The following is a 15,403-nucleotide window of genomic DNA, read 5'->3' as shown; positions in this document are numbered from 1 at the left end:
ACACCGCGCTATTCGGCGCAGCCGGTGTATTCACGGACGATTTTGCGGATAGTGAGCAGCGCGCTCCAGGGCTATAGCAGCCCGCCGATGAGCCTTCTTGTCCCGCCCATTGCGGCCAGCCCACAGGCCATGCCGGCGCAGTCGGCGACCCAGTCAAGGATATCCATATCGCGCGCGATCAGCTGCGCGCCTTGAAGCAGCTCGATCGCCGCGCCGGTAAGAGCCAGGAGCACGACCAGCCTCGTCTTGTGTTCCGGCCAGCCGAGGCTTCCGAGCGCCGCCAACACCGCGAACGCCGCGGCGTGGTTGAGCTTGTCATGCTGGAAGGTAAAGCCCATGTCCAACTCCTGCAGGAAGCGCACCGGCGAAAGCGCGAGCAGGAGAACGCCGGCCAAGGTGAGCAGAAAAACGATCCTTGCCATGGTCGAAAAAGAGTCCGTGCGCAACAGGTCAATCCTTCATCTGAAATGGGAGACGATCCAGAAGGCACCACCGACTGGGACCGCTCTGCGGCTATCAGGCCATAAGCCAGCTTCGTGACCACAATCAGACCGCGGTAAGCAGAAAATCAGCATGCGTTCCTCGAACTTCGGAAAAGATGTCCTCGGCGGGCTTGCGCGTCATGTTGCACTAGTTGATGTTGCCGGTGGGCAAGCATAACGGGGGTGCACTATGAAGCGACTAGGTCTTCTAGTCTCGATTTTGGCCGGCTTGGTAGGGTGCGCCACGCCCCCCGACAAGATTGCAGGAGTTCCGAATGCCGGCCCTTGCACGCAGGCTGACAGAGAGCGTTTGGCCGTCATATCAAATCAGCAAAACAAAGCTGCGAGCGGCGATGCCTTGGGCGTATTTCTCATAGGCATACCCGTCTCTTCTCTTTCAGGCGGCGACCACGAAACCGAAATTGCAGTCCTCAAGGGACGCTGTGGCGCGCCGAAGACTTAGCGAGGAGCATCTAGGGAACGCGACCGCCTTCTTGACCATTGATAGCTTTTTGGTCGAGCGCGGTGATGCCATCCACGTCGATACGCAAGACGGAATACGATCCGGAGAACAGAATCCTTTCGATTTGGTTCGTGGCCAGTGGCAAACGGTACGAGTTTGAGGGCGTGCCGCCGGAGACCTATGCTGCGTTCAAAGCGGCCTTCGCCAAGGGCCGCTACTTTAACGATCACATTCGCAACCACTTCCGCTACCGGCTTGTCGCTACCGACGACGGGTGACTACCTTTGACGATCATCCCCCGTTCGAGGGATGCGTTACGAGATACCAAGACCTAGACCCTAGTCGTGATAAAGGGACCGACTGCCGGAGGTCTAGAGTTCATCCCTCCGATGATGCCTACTCTGGTAGCGAAGCCGCCCCAGGGCGTCGGATGGAGTCACGAGGTCAAGTTCGACGGCTACCGCTCCCAGATCATCATCGACGCCGGCCGCGCGCGAATCTTCACCCGGCATGGCCTAGACTGGACATCGAAATACCGCGACCTGGCTGCGGCAGCCAAAGAGATGGACGTCCAGAGCGCCATCATCGACGGTGAAATCATCGTCCTCAATGACAAAGGCCTGTCGGACTTTGCCGAGTTGCGCAAGGCGATCACCCGGCGCCAGCACGATCTCTATTTCGTCGCCTTCGATCTGCTGCACCTCAACGGCCATGATTTACGCGACATGGCGCTGGAGGAGCGACGCGAAATCCTCGCCGGCGTGATAGAGGCCGGTGGCCGTATTCAATTCAGCGAGGCGCTGCCAGGCGAGGCAAACGCGATCTATCATTTGGTAGACAAGGCCGGCCTAGAGGGCATGGTGTCTAAGCGAATAGAGAGCAAGTATGTCAGCGGCCCCACCAACAACTGGCTGAAAACCAAGTGCTACACAACTGGCGAATACGAATTGCTCGGCGTTGAACGCGAGCGCGGCAAACCGGCTTTCGCCCTGATGGCCGAGCCCGGCACGCGCAAATATGTCGGCAGCGCTTTCGTCAGCGTCAATCGTGAAATGCGCGAGCGGCTGTGGAAGCGGGTCCAGGAACATGCCGGCCCACCGCCAAAGAACATGCCAAAGCGGCCGGCAACGCAATGGGTGAAGCCGGGGATCAAAGCCCGCGTCAAACATCTCAGGGGCGAGGAAGACCTTCGGCACGCTTCGCTGCAGGATTTCTGGGTCGATGAGTGATCCAAGCTTGCCGCGTCAATCTGGCAAGTTCGAGGAGCGGCGATTGGCCGGCCAATACCTTACCACTCCTGTCGAGCCGCGCGTCGACACGTGAGGCCTATCTAATTGCAAGCGGCCTGATATGATGTTCTTCGTAATCTTGAGAGGGGGGACTCATGAAGATTTCGGTAAACCTGCTTGTCAGCGGAATACTACTCAGCACCGTTCTAGTTTTCGGGCGACCAGCCTTTGCAGAGGACATCCAAATCTGTGGAGAGCTAGGGGCAAATGGCACCTTCTTGCAATGTCGTTGGACCACTGGGGCTGGCGTGTGCGTCTTCCCTTGGACAAGAATTGGGGATGGCGGAGGGAGTAGGGAGGAGGCTTGCCGACGAATGCAGAGCGGTGATCCGAAATACGCCAATTGCCAAAAAATAACAGGCTGCTAATCCGCAACGCCTAAACCTAGATATCTCGCAAGACTGGGCCGCCGAGTTGCGCAGACCCGGAATCTGCGAGTGGCGGCCTCCCGCGGCGCTGCTGCGAGACGCGGGGCGATCAGAGAGGAACTTGTATTCGGAGGACGCACACTATGCTACTTATTTTGCCCGGGTAGCTGCTACCGCTACTTGGGTGGCATGGAGAACAAACTAGTGTCGATAGGGGGATGACATGGAAGTACGTTATTCTATTTTAGCCGCTGCCGTTATATTTTCCTTTACCGCGCTCGCTGAAGATGCGGATCAAAAGAAAGATACACTTATGGCCCAGGAAGATCACTGGGGCTATTGCATGAGCCAGAGCTCCGGCCATGACGACTGTATCGTCGTAAATAGAACTCAGAACCTCTGTCCAGATGACTATGGCGACGGCGGCGTCTTGTACACAAGTCGACAGGCAGCTTGCCAAGCTGCTCATAGTTCTATGTCGTGCGGGGGCGGTGTTACTTGCTAGGAGGAGTAATGCATCTAGTCACCGCTCAAGCGGCGATCGCATTCAGTGGCGATAGTCGGGGTGAGAAGGCGTACATTCTTGCTCATTTTGCGTCGCGGGTCAGCCTCTCGACAGTATCGATGATTGCCTTTGCAAGGGCTTCGGCCTCATGGATAGGCAAGGGACCGTAAAGTCCCAATACGGCCTCCTCGCTCGGCAGCACGCCGGGCGGGCACTTCTCCTCGATGACCATGCGAATGAGGTTGAGGCAGTTCCGGGCGTCACAGGCCGGGTCGTTCATCGTCATGATTCTGGCGCAGGTCTGGCGATCGTCAAGATCGGTCCAAGCGCATCCTCGCGCGCAATGGCCATCTGCGCCTCGACCTTTGGCATTTCCCTTTGCTTATTGTTGTCGTTTAGGGCCCGTCGGGCGAGCATTCGCGCTTTCAGATTGTCAATTTACCGTCACGTGCGCCCTTGTGGCCCTGACCTTTCCGCTAGCGCATCTAGCCGATTCCGACTTAGCTCTGGGGCTGCGCCTAGGAGACTGCGCCCTACACTATCAATATTGACGCAGTTTCGCGGCTACGTGCGCCGCTTTTTAGAAGCCGCCGTTTCACTCCAAAAGGCCGCTCTCCAGCTCGGTTGCTTGGCCGACAAGCCGAAGAAGATAACCCCGACAAACGGATTAGTACTCATCAATGTCCCACCGCCAGCGCCAAAACGGCGACGATATACGAAACGGCAAGCATTGCGTAGGCGATTTGAAGCAGGGTCATGGGCGCGAATCCTTTTCGCTGAGTCAGATGACCACCTTCATATGCCTCCCGATACGAGAACAGATCATGAAAATATAGAATATCACTTCTATGCCCGCGATTCACAGCCGCGAGTTTCTTGTGAAAAGCAATTAGCGTATTCGCCCTGTCGCCTTGGCGGGGTAATCATCATTTCCTCAGAGAGACCTTGCCGTCGCCGCGGTGCTCGCATGAATCGGCTCCCTGATTTCGCTCGATTTGCCAACGTGAACAAAAAGCGAACGATAGGGTCAAGGGCCTCTTGACCTGAGAGGAAAACATTCCTTATTCCTCTTTCATCTGAGCAGGGAGGAATGGTGGCGAGGCGCCAGAAGCGCTGGCCGGCGAAGCTATGGCAAAAACAGCAGAGGACAATTTCCGGATCGAGGTTTGGGACCGCGATGAAAAACGGCTGGTCGAGACCATCGGGCGGTCGCCGGATTCGGTGGTCAGCCAAGCCGCATGGCAGGCAGCTATCCGCCGGCGGCCCGGAATGCTGCTCATTCATTACAACGGCCGGCATGTAATGGAGAGGATCATAACACCCGGCGAGACGAAGGTTGAGTCCCAGACTATAGTCGACGGCAGTGTCCACGCCGGCCTCGATGCCTCCCTTGGCGATCTACGCGAATGGCATACCCTGAGAGCATGGTGCAAAAACTGTTCGCATCATGCCGAAGTAAAGCCCGCGAGTCTCATCCGGCGATATGGAAAAGATGCGCTGTTCAGCACCGTGGAACGAGCGCTCTTCTGCACGAGTTGCGATCGAGGCGGACCGGTCAGGCTTGAGATCCACAGCCTGCCGAGGAATTAGCCGGCCGATTGTCTAGCCTCATCATCTTCGGGTGAGTCGGTATCGCCTAAACAAAAGACGCCGACTGCTAAAAGTATGAAAAAAGAAGTATGCTCCTCATCTCTCGATTCTTGGGGTATGGCGATGGTGGGCGAAGTCTTTGCGGGTATAGCCGCTTTTAAGACCATGTTCGATTTGGCGAAGGCTCTTAAGGAGATGGACGCCGCGAACATTCGGAATAACGCTGTCATGGATTTGCAGGACAGGATCATGACAGCGCAGACAGCTTATGCGACGCTGGCCGGCAGCGTAAGCGAGCTTGAAGCACAAGTGCGACGCTTCGAAACATGGGAAGCTGAGAAACAGCGTTATCAGCTTGAAGAACTGCCACCCGGTATTTTGATGTACCGCCTGAAGAGCGGCATGGAGAACGGCGAACCGCCTCATAAGATATGTGCCAATTGTTATAACAAGGGCGTCAAATCGCTGCTGCACAACACCGGAACGTACAACGGAAGAACTCATTGGAAATGCCACTCCTGCGGTTTTGACGAGCAAACTGGGAATTTCAACCCGCCTCCAGTTAACCGGAGGGGAGACGGCCCTTGGCGCTAATCTGAAGCCAAGGCGCGGTTCGGCTTCGAGGGAACTATTGGATACCGGCCGGCACCTCGGCCACCCGTACCGCCGCTGCGTGAGCCTGTCGGACCAACGCTTGCCTCTCGTCAGGAGTGAGGTCGGCCAACCGGCCGGCACCCGGCCCAGTCCCCAGCACCTCCGCAGCGCGCTTCGGGTCCCGCGCGATCATCGCCTGGGCAAGCGCCTTTGCCGTGTTGCTGCGCCATGCAGCCTCGGCGGCTTGCCGGGCAAGCGGGTTGCCCATCTTGCCGATCAGCTCGAGCCCGCTCCGCCTGATCGCCTCGAACGTGCCGGTATCGTTCGGGTCCCCCTGCGCGATGGCGCTCGTGTAGCCGTCCTCGACCTTGCTCCACTCGGCCTGTTCATAGGTCTGGCGCCGCGCGTGCTGCTGGGCGGCCATGCGCGCCGAGCCGGCGAGCCGCAGAGCCTGCTTTTGGGCGAGGAAATTGGCGCGTTCGCCCTCCGGTACTTTCGCCGCGGTGTCGTCGAAGATCTGGTCGAACAGGCCGGGCTTGACAACGCCGTCGCTGCGCGGATCGAGCTGGCCATACATGAAGTCGTGCAGGCCGCCGCCGTCAGCCGGTGCGGTCTGCACCGCCACGGCCTCGGCGTGGGCGATGCGTGCGTTCAGCTCGCGGCCGATAATGTCGGCGTCGAACGCATCCTGCTGCTGCTTCTGCTGCCGGAAGCGTTCGGCAATCGCCGACAGCTCGTCGCCAAAGCCTTGCACGGCGGCGCCCACCGGCGAGCCGTTGGGATATGAGGCCACAGTGCCGGTATCGAGCCGGCGCTGGGCAAGCTGGAGCGGGATGGTGGCCATCAGTAGAGGCCCCCACCCGGCGACGGCGGGAAGGCGCTTCTGCCGAACGTCACCGCCTTGGCCGGGTCGTAGAGGCTGGAGATGCCGGACACGAGATTGCCGCCGGCCTTGAAGATCGAGGCGCCCACCGCCTGCCTGCCGGAAAAGCGCGCGATCGCCGCCTGCGTTGCGAGACCGTTCTGGCGCAGCTGCGAGCCGTACTGGATCGCCTTGAGGTCGAGCTGGCCCTGCCTGGCATTGGCCGCCAGCACCTCGGTCGGCGAACCAGAAATGGCGACGCCCGAAGCGCCGGCCTGGACACGCGCCTGCGCCTGCAGCAGATCCTGCTTGTGGCGCTCCTGGCCCTGCTCGAAGGCCGAGCTTTGGGCGTCGGCCCGCGCCTGCTGTTCATAGGCCTTGGCCTGGTACTCGGCCATTTGCTTCGATTGCTGGCCTTCCGCCAGCGCGCCGCCGACCGAAAGCGCCGTACCGATAAGAGCTAGTGTGCACATGGTCAGCCTCGTTCGCCGGCGGGAATGAATTTGCTTTTGATGCCGTCGACCGGCGCGCCGATCGCAGGGCGCCGGTCGAGCACGCCGCCCGGGCTGAGGAAGGACAAAAGCAGCCGGTCGGCCTGGATCGCCGGGCGGCTGAGACGCGACGGCGCGGCGGCCCGCGGGCCGGCCATGGCGGTGCGCCGGATGGTGGTCAGGTTGACCTTCAGGCCGACGGCGCCGTCGGCATCGAAAAGGCCGTTGGCGGCGGTGACGGCGCGGCTCAAGGCATCGGCCGCGAACAGCTCCTGGCGCAGCTGTTCGATCAGCCAGTGGACCGTGCGCCAGCGCTCGCCGAGAGCCTCGGCCTTTGTCCTGACCTCGTCGCCGGGCGCCGGCGTGGCGGCGACGGCTTCGGCGGGGGGTTCGTCCAGGGGGGCGCCAACGCGGCGCTCGTCCGCGTTCTCGATGGTTTTCTCGATCAGCGCGATTTCAGCGTTGCAGTCGTCCAATGCGGCACGCGCCGCCGTCAAATTGCCGGCGCCGAAGATCGCGTGAAACTTTTCCGTTTCCAGCTCGCCCTTGCGGGCGATCGCATCGTTGAGGTCGGTGTCGAGCAAGGCGCGGATGGCAGCGAAATCGGCAGCCGTCCGCGCCCTGCCGAGTTGCTCGGCATGGGTTGGGGTCACTGGTGGGTTCCTTGGTTGGGGAAGCGATGGAAGACGGAGCGGGTGATCTCCCCCCTCGAGGGGGAGATGGCCGGTAGGCCAGAGGGGGTCGTCTCGCGTGGAGCGCCGGCGTTCTTCCCCCGCGATGGAGGCGATAGGAGGCCGCGTCAGGACGAACCGACCCCCTCTGTCGCCTTCGGCGACATCTCCCCCTCGAGGGGGGAGATCAGCAGTTTCTACGGCTCGGCGTCGAACACCGGTGTCATCACCCTGATCGTGCAGGGCGTTGGATTGACGTGGCGGATCTTCACCCGCCCCTGCCCTTCCCAGCTATCGTCGATCGGCACCTCGACATTGCCGGTGAACAATTTCGCCATGCCGTCGGGTGCAACCACGGACGGGATGCGAACCTGCTCCCAGCGGCCGCGGATGAACGACTGGACCTGAAGCCCGGTTGTGTCGGTTTCCAGCAGCGAAAGAATGAGCTTGGCCACCTTCTTGCGCCGCCCGACAATCGATCCGTCGCGGCCGCCGACATCGAGCTCCAGCGTGTTGGCTTCGGACTGGTAGCCGAGCCCGACCTGCCATTTGGCTGCCATAGCCCCACCGGGCAGCGAGACCGCGCCAGCGGCCACAGCAAGGCCCTGGTAGACCTTGCCATCGGCCAGGACGTCGGCTGTTTCGCCGTTGAGATGATCAAGCCCTGAGACCGTGCCCACAGCGACGCCACCATAGCTCAGGCCGCAGTCGACTTCGAATGCATCGCCGATCCCGCCATACTCGAACGGCGCGGTCTTTATTTCGATATAGCGCCTGGTCACGCCGCCGATCGTGCGCTTGACGATCAGCCAGAGATCGTCGTTGCCGTCCTGGCCGGGCGTCACCACGGCGCTTTCGACAACGGCCCAGTTCGATCCTGCGAAGCTTCCGGCGATCTGGTGGATATGCATGCCGCGAACGTCCTGCGACGGCTGGTGCGTGTAGCCACCGAGTTCGCCATCCCCGAGCGGGAACCACAGCAGCGGATCGGGGTCGGTCTGGAAGGCGAGTTCGACGACGCCTTTCTTGGGAATGTGCTCCGATATCTGACCGACATCGTCGGAGGTGAAGCGGCCGGTGGCGTTTTGCGTCAGCTCGGCGATCGATTTGCGGGAGCGGGTGACATAGAGGAACGACTGCCCCGCATCGACGGGACGCAGCGGGGCACAACCGAAAGTCCGCGACCGGCGGTTCTTGAACGAGGACGGCGTCAGCGCCTCGTCGATGCCGGAACCCGACAGCGCCCTCACCCCGCCAAGCGTTCCGATGATCAGCGCGCCGTCCGATTCCGCCACCCACGTAATGTCATTGGCCTGGCCGCCACCTGCCTGCACGAATTCCAGCGCGTCGGTGTCTTTCTCACCGGTGGCGAAGTTGTCGAAATCGCCGGTTTGCGAGGCATAGACCGAGAATTTTCGGCTGAACGCCAGGCGCTCCTCGTAAAGCGAACCGCTCTGGACGTACTTGCCGGGCACGAACGTGCCGAGACGCCAGCGGATGATCGGGCTGAGATCGGGCAGAGCATGCCCGTACAACTGGACCGTGACCACCGTGGTGCTGGTCCGGGCAACGATCTTGGCCCAGCGCCAGAAGCCATCCGCGCCAAGCAGACGAATGGCGCGGCCGATATCGCTGGTCTGGAAGCCGATGCCGTCGTTGATGCCGACGATCGAGGAGGCTGAAAGATCGAACGGCGTTTGCGACGGCGCGTATTCGTGCAGGGCCAGTTCGGCGATAGCGGTTCCGTCGCTGCCGCCACCTGAAAACAGCAGCTGATAATATTCGTAGGCAACCGTGTTGTTGAAGCCGTCGAAGAAGCGGGTTTCCGACTTGGACCAGCCGGTCTCTCCGTCCCGGCTGTCGAGCGTCGTCCAGTCGGTGCCGTTGTGCGAGGCCTGGAATTGCCACTGGGTCGGCGATGCAGTGTCTGAGTGATCATTCGTGGCGGTAATCCAGTAGGCGTCGACCGTCTTGGCCCCGCCGCCGAACTGGTAGCGCAGATACCCGCTCGGAAAGCCCGCTATGTTCTCCCCCTTCTGCTTGTCGCCATCGAACACCTGCCACACGTCGGATGAGCCGTTGCTGTTGCTGACCGTGCCGCTTGGCAGCGTATTCGCGACCATGACCGGCATGGCGTTGCCGGTTGCGGCCGGCGTTAGCGTCGTGGCCGTGGTGTTGATCTTGTCGTAAGGGCCGTCGAGAAAGACGAAATCGGCCAGCGTCCAGGTCGTGTGCGCAGTGCGCGTCAGCACTTTGACCGGATGATCCTTGTGGGTGATCCACATCTGGTCTGCCGACTGGACGAATTGCAGGTCGAACAGATCGGCCTCGGGATAAGGCGAAACGACTTCGATCGTGCCGACGCGCGCGCCATAGGCATAGACGCGGATGTAGAGATCGCCGAATTCGAGCGCATAGGCCTGATCGGCCGAGAAGATGAACGGGATCAGCCGTGTCGCCTTTGACGGAGCCTTCACCTGCGCGCAAAAATACGTGCCGCCGCGTTTCCTGATGCCGCCATGCGGCAGCGTGACGAAGTTCGTGCATTTCGACAGCGCCGCCCGGTAAAGGTCGAGCGAGGCGCGAGCATGCAAGCGGGGAGAAATCTCGCCGCGGATGAAAGCATCCTGGACCGGATAGAGCGTGGTCATCGGCCGACGAACCGGCTGTCGCCGCGCTGGAAAGCCCAGGACGTCGTGGAAAATCTGCCGCCGCGCTGGATGGCATTGGCTGAATAGGCGGCGTCCAGCGCCCTGTCATAGGCGCTACGGGCGACGTCGATCATGCTGGCCTTGTGGGTCAACGGATGGGCGATCTTGATGGCGAGCGCCGCCATCAGCACTTCGCTGAACAGCGCGTCCCAGTCGTTGGGATCGGTCAGATTGGCGACATAGCGGATGACGCGCGGTCCGGCCTGATCCGAATAGATCAGCCCGGCCTCCTGCCGCCATGAGAGCGGAACGCCATCCGGCTCGCCATTCCCTGTCAGCGGCAAGGGCCGCAGGCAATCGGCGGGAAGCTCATAGGCGAAGTTCAGCGTGCCAGCGCCGCTGCCGGTGTCGAAGCCGGCGACCGAGGCCGCCAGGATGGCGAAGACAAAGGCGTGCTTGGTCAATTCGGCCTCGCGGGTCAGGTCGAAATGCAGATTGAGCAGGCGTGCCGCCTTGGCGTCCTGGTCGAGGCTTTCGATCGGCGCCTCGTCGAGCACGGCGAGCGCCATGTTGGCGATGTCGAGCGGGGTGATGGCCATGGCTCAGGCCTCTGTCTGTATGGTTGGTCGGAGAAAACGGGGCATGGTGCCTCCACGGCAAAAAGCCGCTTCGAAGCGGCTGGGGATTTTTTGTGATTTGTGGCTTGGGCAGAACGTTGCACGTCTCGTGCATCGAGCGTCACAACGCCAACCGCCCGTCAGGACACGGGTTGCAGGCGCTGCGTGATCCGTCTCTTTTCCGTTCGAAGCAAGGAAGCAATGCTTCGGCTATTGCGGTTCACGACACCGCCGCGCATCGCGGCGATGTCTTGCATGAATTGTGTCAGCCGATGCGTGCGCTGGTCGAGATCCCTGTTTCAGCTGACTTGGCAAAGACGCTTGCTTTCACCCTTCCGGCACCTCCCGCCAAAGCCAAGCCCCTGTCCAGGGCGCCCTGAAGACTTGGCGTGTAGTAGGCGGTGTCTTCCAGGCCGCTGAAGAAGTTTATGCGATGAACTTCCCCCTTCTTGCTCATGACAATGCCCGCTTTTCGGAGCACTTCCTGAACTGTTTTGTACTTCATGTTCATGGTGACCTCCCTTACCAAGACAAGGCAGCATCGCCCTTTCTTGTAACTGTTTGGTGCCGTCGATTGACCGAAGGGCAACACGAATAATGTGGTGAACGCCAAAAGTCGCACTCTGGTGCAGCGCAGTGGGTGAACTTGGGGTTCGCCACATCGGCCGACCTGGCGTCCCGAAGGGGCGGGAGTTCTTCACTCCTGCCCCCTTCCAGCCCGATCAGGCCTCGGTCGTCTTCAGCGCGATGAACGTCATGTGCTTGACGCTAGACGCCGTGCGGTCCCAGTTTGCCGCCAGTGCCAGCTCGGCATCGGTGGCGAATTCGCCGGCCGAGGACGCGTCGAGAAAGCGGGTGCCCGGCACATGCGGCACGAAATGCCGGCGGCCGACCATTTCGGTGACACCACCGCCATGGCCCTGCCGCGGCTTGCGGTCGAACTCGAGCGGGCCGCCTTCGGTGTTGACCGGCAGTTCGTTCCACAGGATTGCCTTGTCCTTGAACATGAACGCCGTGTAGACGCCGCTGGCAACCGGAATGTCGTCGTCGACGACGGCCCTGAGCCCCATGTAATAGGGGATCAGCGGCCCGCCCTGCTCGGACGACGGCACATAGTCGATGAGGTCGGCGAGCTTCAGCGCCTTCATCTGCTTCGAGTGCATCCAGATCGTCTTGAACTTGTCGGCGCGGTCGCCCATCAAATAGGCGGCCTCGATGATGTCGGTGTCGACGATGGAAGCACCGGTGATGCGCACCAGGTCGCCTGCGTCATTGGCAATGTTGTCGGCCAGCACGCCTTTCAGTATGCCCAGCAGCGTCAGCTTGTTGGCGCGCTGCCAGTAGTCGGTCTGGCGGCGCACGATAAGCTTCTGCGGATCGTCGCCGGCAAGGATCGAGGTCAGATCCGGGATGCCCCAGGCCTGCGCACGCACATTGCGGGCCGCGACTTCGCGGCGCGCGCCGATCTTCTTCATTTCGATCGAGTCGGCCGGGTCGTCATTGACCGGCTCGGACGGATCGTTGCCGAGGTCCTTCCAGCCGGGCATGTCGACGGAACGTCCGCCCAGGCTGAGCTTCGAGGCGATCGACGGTTCGGAAAACAGGATCCCGGCCTGGTAAATCTCCAGCGACTGGACGTGCTCCTCGAACGAGTATTGCGCATAGACGGACGGAACGATCGCGTCCGCGATACGGGTATAGGCGTCTGCCATTTTTGTCTTCCTTCAGGTTTGGGTTAAAGAGGATTGTTGGGCATCCACAGGTCGGGATTTTCGCCGGCCTCGCGTGCCAGCCGCCGGGCGCGGGCGGGGTCGCTTTTGACCAGGGCTGAGATGCCAGTCAGGTTGCGCTCGCCGGCGGCATTGCGCTTGAAGGGATTGCCTCCGCTCAAGGCAGCATTGCCGTCGATCGTGTCTTCGCGGAACATCGCCTCGCCGATGGCGTGGAACGCCTTGGCGATCTGCGGGTCGGTCAAGGCACCGTCCGGCAGAAGGATGCCCTTCGCCTTGTAGGCATTGACCAGTCCGAGCTTTTTCATCGCCCGGTTGGCGACCTCGAGCTTCTGGCGAAAGCCATCGCTGCCGGTCGGTCCCCAATCCCTGACGAGGTCGTCGTGGGTCGTCTCGACCGAGCGGGCAACAGCGATTTGCTGTGCCTTGGCCTGCTCGGCCATGTAGCCGACGAAGCGGTCGTGATAGGCCTGTGCGACCTTCGGGGTAGCACCTGCCTCGACTGCCCAGGCCTTGGACGCATTGGCGAGCTCGTCCGAATACGCGAAGTTTTCGGGAAGCCCGTCGGGGCGCCTGTACTCGACCTTGTCGGGCGAGGTCAGCGGACGCATCGCCTCGGGCAGCCGGGCGTGGAACCTGTCCCAGTCTTCCGCGGCTGCATCGGCTGCCGGAACGCGCAGGCTCTCGCCCTGCTGCCGCTCCAGCTCCGCATAGGAGTTGAAAACCCGATCGAGGCTGTCAGGCTTGGTCCAGCCCTTGGTTTCAGCAAGCTTGCGGTTGCCTTCGGAGAGACCGTCAAACCAGCTTGTGGCCGCAGGCGGGGCGGACCCGCTGTCCCCGTTGGCCGGTGGCCGTGCAAGGTTGCCCGCCGGTGGCGCCGCCACCACGGACCCGGCGTCTGCCAGATCTGTCATGAGAAGATTCCTTTTGTTACAGAATTAAAGGCCGGTGATGAGAGCACTGGCGGCGAAGCTTGGTATCTCCCCCCTCGAGGGGGAGATGGCCGGCAGGCCAGAGGGGGTAGCCGCGCGTGGAGCGCCGACCTCATCTGTCGCCGGGCGTCGCGCCCGGTCGAACCGACCCCCTCTGTCGCCTTCGGCAACATCTCCCCCTCAAGGGGGGAGATTAGCGCCTACGCATTATCGCCCCAGTTCTCCCAGAGCAGCGTGATGGTGCCCGACACCGCCAGCGTGCCGTCGGCGTCGATATCGGTGCCGGTCGCAAACGCCAGGTTGAGATAGAGGTCGACCGGCGTCACGGTGCCGTCGAGCGTCAAGGCTGCGGCAACATCGGCAATCGACGCGCTCGACGGCGCGGCACCCGCGCCATCCAGCGTACGTCCGGTCGCGGCCAGCACGTTCACCATGGTGCCGGCAAGCACAGCGCTCGACGCTGCCGCCGAGCCGAGCGACCAGGTCAGCGCGGCATTGTCGTTGATGGTCGAGGCGCGCGGCGTCAGCACGGCGAACTGCAGTCTTGCCGTGCCGCCCTTGATCCGCACCTTGCCATCGAGAAAGTCGAAGAGCTTCTGGCTGGCAAAGCCCTGCGCATCGGTGACCGGCACCGGCATGGCATTGAACGAAAAGGCGGTGCGGTAGGCGCCGCCCTGTCCGGTCGTCCTGGCTATCAGCCCTGCCCTGGGTGGGGCAAGGCCGGCTTCTCTGGCGGCGGCACGCGAAAGCGTCCGGGCAAGACCTCGGGTCATTTGGTATCTCCATTCTTGCGGAATTGAAAACGGGGTCGGCTGGGCCGCCGCACGCAACAGCGGCAAAAGCGCATGGACATTTGGATCAGTTATGTGTATCTATACACAACATGAAGAGCGCCGATGTCATCCACAGGCTGTTGGCGGATGGCTGGTACGAAGTGGCTCGAAAAGGAAGTCACGCCCAGTTCAAGCACAAATCCAGGCCGGGCCGGGTGACAGTTCCGCATCCCAAGCGCGACATCCCGATCGGCACTCTCAAGAGTATTGAAAAACAATCCGGCGTGAAGCTGAGGTAGAGAAATGCGGAACTATATCGGATTGATCCACAAGCAAGCGGACAGCGACTTCGGCGTCTCCTTTCCCGATTTTCCGGGCCTGGTGACAGCCGGCGTCAACCTGGATGATGCCCGTGCCATGGCCGGGGAAGCACTGGCCTTTCATGTCGAGGGGCTGGTCGAGGATGGCGAGGCCATTCCCGAGCCGTCATCCCTGGAGGAAGTGATGTCGGACAAGGACAATCTGAGCGGTGTCGCCATCCTGGTTCCCTTGAAAGCTGAAGCTGCGAAGGTCGTGCGTGTCAACGTCACCATTCCGGAAGATGTCCTCGATCAGATTGACCGATATGCGGAGCGCCACGGCTACAGCCGATCCGGATTTCTGGCCGCTGCGGCGAAGAAGGTAATGCAGATCGAGGCAGCGTAGGGCTCTCGAAGGTCGACTGGAGATGAAGCTCTTTGGGTCTTGTTCGGTTACTTTCTTTGCGGATCAGGCCGTCAGACAAAACAACCATGTCTTATTTCGTGAGGCACGGTGCCTATGTTCCGCCGCAAATGCGACCGCACTTGGCAAAATCGCCCCGTGTATTAGTTCATAGGTTTCAAGGGAGTACCAGACGATGACCATGTCCAGAGCCATTGCCGCCATGCTCGTGACCGCCGCATTGGCAGGCTGTGCGCAGACCGAAGCACAGCAGAGAACCAGCACCGGCGCGCTGCTCGGCGCCGGCGCCGGCGCGCTCGCCGGCCAGGCGATCGGCGGCAACACCAAGAGCACGGTCATCGGTGCCGGAGCCGGCGCCCTGCTGGGCGCCGTCGTCGGCAACGCCACCACGCCGCAGCCGCCGCCCGGCGAACAGCTTTGCCGCTATCAGGACCGCACCAGCGGCCGCATCTACACCGCCCCCTGCGACGACCGGTATTATAACGGCGATTATTGAGCCGGCGCGGGCTGCAAATCACGACAAGGCCGGCGGGACAGCACCCCCCTCTGGCCTGCCGGCCATCTCCCCCTCAAGGGGGGAGATTGGGTATCTTGTCTGCTTCCGCCAATCACCAACGTTGCAGGATTGGCGGCTAGGGCGAAGCTGCTGATCTCCCCCCTGG

Annotated in this window: 18 protein-coding genes; 7 read left to right on the top strand and 11 right to left on the bottom strand. The window is 61.6% G+C overall.

Annotation, left to right across the window (positions count from 1 at the left end; translation table 11 throughout):
* Nucleotides 1–71 precede the first annotated feature (71 nt).
* Nucleotides 72–422, bottom strand: a complete 351-nt coding sequence (locus NKI70_RS11185; protein WP_352724594.1) for a hypothetical protein — start codon at nt 420–422, stop codon at nt 72–74.
* Between the two features lie 588 nt (nt 423–1,010).
* Here NKI70_RS11185 and NKI70_RS11180 point away from each other — a divergent pair.
* Both NKI70_RS11180 and NKI70_RS11175 read left to right on the top strand, forming a co-directional pair.
* Nucleotides 1,011–1,223: a KTSC domain-containing protein gene (locus NKI70_RS11180; protein ID WP_254820486.1), complete on the top strand. Its 213-nt coding sequence runs from the start codon at nt 1,011–1,013 to the stop codon at nt 1,221–1,223.
* A 111-nt stretch (nt 1,224–1,334) separates the two neighbouring features.
* Nucleotides 1,335–2,174, top strand: coding sequence for an ATP-dependent DNA ligase (locus tag NKI70_RS11175; protein ID WP_502896285.1), 840 nt, complete (start codon nt 1,335–1,337; stop codon nt 2,172–2,174).
* 1,015 nt (nt 2,175–3,189) lie between these two features.
* Here NKI70_RS11175 and NKI70_RS11170 read toward each other — a convergent pair.
* A complete protein-coding gene (locus NKI70_RS11170) occupies nt 3,190–3,387 on the bottom strand; it encodes a hypothetical protein (RefSeq protein WP_352699863.1) in 198 nt (65 codons plus the stop codon).
* Between the two features lie 848 nt (nt 3,388–4,235).
* On the opposite strand from NKI70_RS11170, the gene NKI70_RS11165 reads away from it, so the two are divergent.
* On the top strand, nt 4,236–4,697 hold the full coding sequence (locus NKI70_RS11165; RefSeq protein ID WP_352724593.1) for a hypothetical protein: 462 nt from the start codon (nt 4,236–4,238) through the stop codon (nt 4,695–4,697).
* A gap of 75 nt (nt 4,698–4,772) precedes the next feature.
* The gene (locus NKI70_RS11160) at nt 4,773–5,291 is read left to right on the top strand and encodes a hypothetical protein (RefSeq protein WP_352699859.1); all 519 of its coding nucleotides are present in this window, start codon (nt 4,773–4,775) and stop codon (nt 5,289–5,291) included.
* 34 nt (nt 5,292–5,325) lie between these two features.
* Here NKI70_RS11160 and NKI70_RS11155 read toward each other — a convergent pair whose 3' ends face one another.
* The 9 genes from NKI70_RS11155 to NKI70_RS11115 all read right to left on the bottom strand — a co-directional run bounded on the left by NKI70_RS11155 (nt 5,326) and on the right by NKI70_RS11115 (nt 14,018).
* Nucleotides 5,326–6,135, bottom strand: coding sequence for a hypothetical protein (locus NKI70_RS11155; protein ID WP_352724592.1), 810 nt, complete (start codon nt 6,133–6,135; stop codon nt 5,326–5,328).
* Entirely contained in the window at nt 6,135–6,626 is a 492-nt protein-coding gene (locus NKI70_RS11150; protein ID WP_352724591.1) for a hypothetical protein, read from the bottom strand. Before NKI70_RS11150 ends, NKI70_RS11155 begins: the two co-directional genes overlap by 1 nt.
* A gap of 2 nt (nt 6,627–6,628) precedes the next feature.
* Entirely contained in the window at nt 6,629–7,297 is a 669-nt protein-coding gene (locus tag NKI70_RS11145; RefSeq protein ID WP_352724590.1) for a hypothetical protein, read from the bottom strand.
* Nucleotides 7,298–7,512: 215 nt separating this feature from the next.
* Nucleotides 7,513–9,966 (bottom strand): phage tail protein, encoded by a 2,454-nt coding sequence (locus NKI70_RS11140; protein ID WP_352724588.1) that lies wholly within the window; start codon nt 9,964–9,966, stop codon nt 7,513–7,515.
* Nucleotides 9,963–10,565 (bottom strand): phage connector family protein, encoded by a 603-nt coding sequence (locus NKI70_RS11135; protein WP_352724587.1) that lies wholly within the window; start codon nt 10,563–10,565, stop codon nt 9,963–9,965. The genes NKI70_RS11140 and NKI70_RS11135 overlap by 4 nt, the downstream gene beginning before the upstream one ends.
* A gap of 283 nt (nt 10,566–10,848) precedes the next feature.
* Nucleotides 10,849–11,094, bottom strand: a complete 246-nt coding sequence (locus tag NKI70_RS11130; protein ID WP_352724586.1) for a hypothetical protein — start codon at nt 11,092–11,094, stop codon at nt 10,849–10,851.
* A 211-nt stretch (nt 11,095–11,305) separates the two neighbouring features.
* Nucleotides 11,306–12,295, bottom strand: a complete 990-nt coding sequence (locus NKI70_RS11125) for a Coat protein (RefSeq protein ID WP_352724585.1) — start codon at nt 12,293–12,295, stop codon at nt 11,306–11,308.
* Nucleotides 12,296–12,318: 23 nt separating this feature from the next.
* On the bottom strand, nt 12,319–13,227 hold the full coding sequence (locus tag NKI70_RS11120) for a hypothetical protein (protein WP_352594191.1): 909 nt from the start codon (nt 13,225–13,227) through the stop codon (nt 12,319–12,321).
* A gap of 218 nt (nt 13,228–13,445) precedes the next feature.
* On the bottom strand, nt 13,446–14,018 hold the full coding sequence (locus tag NKI70_RS11115) for a hypothetical protein (protein ID WP_352699845.1): 573 nt from the start codon (nt 14,016–14,018) through the stop codon (nt 13,446–13,448).
* Between the two features lie 110 nt (nt 14,019–14,128).
* Here NKI70_RS11115 and NKI70_RS11110 point away from each other — a divergent pair, with 110 nt between their 5' ends.
* From NKI70_RS11110 to NKI70_RS11100, 3 genes are all read left to right on the top strand, one after another.
* Nucleotides 14,129–14,317 carry a type II toxin-antitoxin system HicA family toxin gene (locus NKI70_RS11110; protein WP_352699843.1) on the top strand — a complete coding sequence of 63 codons (189 nt, stop codon included), beginning with the start codon at nt 14,129–14,131 and terminating at the stop codon, nt 14,315–14,317.
* 4 nt (nt 14,318–14,321) lie between these two features.
* On the top strand, nt 14,322–14,723 hold the full coding sequence (locus NKI70_RS11105; protein ID WP_352541138.1) for a type II toxin-antitoxin system HicB family antitoxin: 402 nt from the start codon (nt 14,322–14,324) through the stop codon (nt 14,721–14,723).
* Between the two features lie 193 nt (nt 14,724–14,916).
* Nucleotides 14,917–15,237, top strand: a complete 321-nt coding sequence (locus NKI70_RS11100; RefSeq protein WP_352472074.1) for a YMGG-like glycine zipper-containing protein — start codon at nt 14,917–14,919, stop codon at nt 15,235–15,237.
* The last annotated feature ends 166 nt before the right edge of the window (nt 15,238–15,403 follow it).

The sequence above is a fragment of the Mesorhizobium sp. M0500 genome (assembly GCF_040321165.1).
Classification (GTDB): Bacteria; Pseudomonadota; Alphaproteobacteria; order Rhizobiales; family Rhizobiaceae; genus Mesorhizobium.
Note: the sequence above shows the minus strand (reverse complement) of the source record. Positions and strands in the feature narration are given on the sequence as shown.

Coding starts and splice junctions, on each gene's coding strand:
- NKI70_RS11155 (WP_352724592.1), bottom strand. CDS start 6,135: ATGGCCACCATCCCGCTCCAGCTTGCCCAGCGCCGGCTCGATACCGGC.
- NKI70_RS11180 (WP_254820486.1), top strand. CDS start 1,011: ATGCCATCCACGTCGATACGCAAGACGGAATACGATCCGGAGAACAGA.
- NKI70_RS11105 (WP_352541138.1), top strand. CDS start 14,322: ATGCGGAACTATATCGGATTGATCCACAAGCAAGCGGACAGCGACTTC.
- NKI70_RS11185 (WP_352724594.1), bottom strand. CDS start 422: ATGGCAAGGATCGTTTTTCTGCTCACCTTGGCCGGCGTTCTCCTGCTC.
- NKI70_RS11130 (WP_352724586.1), bottom strand. CDS start 11,094: ATGAACATGAAGTACAAAACAGTTCAGGAAGTGCTCCGAAAAGCGGGC.
- NKI70_RS11160 (WP_352699859.1), top strand. CDS start 4,773: ATGAAAAAAGAAGTATGCTCCTCATCTCTCGATTCTTGGGGTATGGCG.
- NKI70_RS11135 (WP_352724587.1), bottom strand. CDS start 10,565: ATGGCCATCACCCCGCTCGACATCGCCAACATGGCGCTCGCCGTGCTC.
- NKI70_RS11175 (WP_502896285.1), top strand. CDS start 1,335: ATGATGCCTACTCTGGTAGCGAAGCCGCCCCAGGGCGTCGGATGGAGT.
- NKI70_RS11110 (WP_352699843.1), top strand. CDS start 14,129: ATGAAGAGCGCCGATGTCATCCACAGGCTGTTGGCGGATGGCTGGTAC.
- NKI70_RS11170 (WP_352699863.1), bottom strand. CDS start 3,387: ATGAACGACCCGGCCTGTGACGCCCGGAACTGCCTCAACCTCATTCGC.
- NKI70_RS11115 (WP_352699845.1), bottom strand. CDS start 14,018: ATGACCCGAGGTCTTGCCCGGACGCTTTCGCGTGCCGCCGCCAGAGAA.
- NKI70_RS11125 (WP_352724585.1), bottom strand. CDS start 12,295: ATGGCAGACGCCTATACCCGTATCGCGGACGCGATCGTTCCGTCCGTC.
- NKI70_RS11140 (WP_352724588.1), bottom strand. CDS start 9,966: ATGACCACGCTCTATCCGGTCCAGGATGCTTTCATCCGCGGCGAGATT.
- NKI70_RS11120 (WP_352594191.1), bottom strand. CDS start 13,227: ATGACAGATCTGGCAGACGCCGGGTCCGTGGTGGCGGCGCCACCGGCG.
- NKI70_RS11165 (WP_352724593.1), top strand. CDS start 4,236: ATGGCAAAAACAGCAGAGGACAATTTCCGGATCGAGGTTTGGGACCGC.
- NKI70_RS11150 (WP_352724591.1), bottom strand. CDS start 6,626: ATGTGCACACTAGCTCTTATCGGTACGGCGCTTTCGGTCGGCGGCGCG.
- NKI70_RS11100 (WP_352472074.1), top strand. CDS start 14,917: ATGACCATGTCCAGAGCCATTGCCGCCATGCTCGTGACCGCCGCATTG.